Origin of the sequence: Shimia sp. R11_0 (genome assembly GCF_017744035.1) — a bacterium.
In the GTDB taxonomy this organism is placed as follows: Bacteria; Pseudomonadota; Alphaproteobacteria; order Rhodobacterales; family Rhodobacteraceae; genus Shimia; species Shimia marina.
In genome coordinates, this window is the sequence record NZ_JAGHQY010000027.1 from 1 (window position 1) to 1,237 (window position 1,237).

Below are 1,237 nucleotides of genomic sequence, written 5' to 3' on the forward strand. Positions count from 1 at the left end.
CCCAACGCAAAAGAGCCGCCCCGTTGGGCGGCTCTTTCGTTTCGCGTATCAGATGCTCTGATTATTCGACGATTTTGGACACAACACCGGAACCAACGGTGCGGCCGCCTTCACGGATCGCGAAGCGCAGGCCGGCTTCCATTGCGATCGGTGCGATCAGCTCAACGTTGAACTTCAGGTTGTCGCCAGGCATCACCATTTCGGTGCCCGCTGGCAGTTCAACAGTGCCGGTCACGTCAGTTGTACGGAAGTAGAACTGTGGACGGTAGTTCGCGAAGAACGGGGTGTGACGGCCACCTTCGTCTTTGGTCAGAATGTAGGCTTCTGCTTCGAACTTGGTGTGTGGGTTCACGGAACCTGGCTTACAGAGAACCTGACCACGCTCAACCGCTTCACGGTCAACACCACGCAGCAGCGCGCCGATGTTGTCGCCCGCTTCACCGGAGTCCAGCAGCTTGCGGAACATTTCAACACCGGTACAGGTGGTTTTCTGAGTGTCTTTGATGCCAACGATTTCGATTTCGTCGCCAACATTGATCACGCCACGCTCAACACGGCCGGTCACAACAGTACCACGGCCAGAGATCGAGAACACGTCTTCGATTGGCATCAGGAACGGCTGGTCAGTCGCACGTGGTGGCTGTGGGATGTACTCGTCAACAGCCGCCATCAGCTCAGCGATTTTCTCTTTGCCGATGTTGTCGTCACGGTCTTCCAGAGCCGCCAGAGCGGAGCCTGCGATCACAGGGATGTCGTCGCCTGGGAATTCATACTCAGACAGCAGCTCGCGGATTTCCATTTCCACCAGCTCGAGCAGTTCTTCGTCGTCAACCTGGTCCACTTTGTTCATGAAAACAACCATGGCAGGGATGCCAACCTGGCGGCCCAGCAGGATGTGCTCACGAGTCTGTGGCATTGGGCCGTCAGCCGCGTTCACAACCAGGATCGCGCCGTCCATCTGCGCCGCACCGGTGATCATGTTTTTCACGTAGTCAGCGTGGCCTGGGCAGTCAACGTGTGCATAGTGACGTGCTTCGGTTTCATATTCCACGTGCGCGGTGGAGATGGTGATGCCGCGGGCTTTTTCTTCAGGCGCGCCGTCGATCTCGTCGTAGGCTTTGAAGTCACCAAATTGCTTGGTGATCGCAGCTGTCAGTGTGGTTTTACCGTGGTCAACGTGACCAATGGTGCCGATGTTGCAGTGCGGTTTACTGCGCTCAAACTTTTCCTTAGCCAT

At 56.5% G+C, this 1,237-nt stretch carries 1 protein-coding gene; it reads right to left on the bottom strand.

Annotated elements, in window-relative coordinates:
• Positions 1-61 precede the first annotated feature (61 nt).
• Complete coding sequence (gene tuf / locus J7382_RS19845) at positions 62-1,237, bottom strand: elongation factor Tu (protein WP_209066146.1); 1,176 nt, start codon at positions 1,235-1,237, stop codon at positions 62-64.

What these genes read in the sequence shown, in the direction of transcription:
- tuf (WP_209066146.1), bottom strand. Translation starts at nt 1,237, where the DNA reads ATGGCTAAGGAAAAGTTTGAGCGCAGTAAACCGCACTGCAACATCGGC.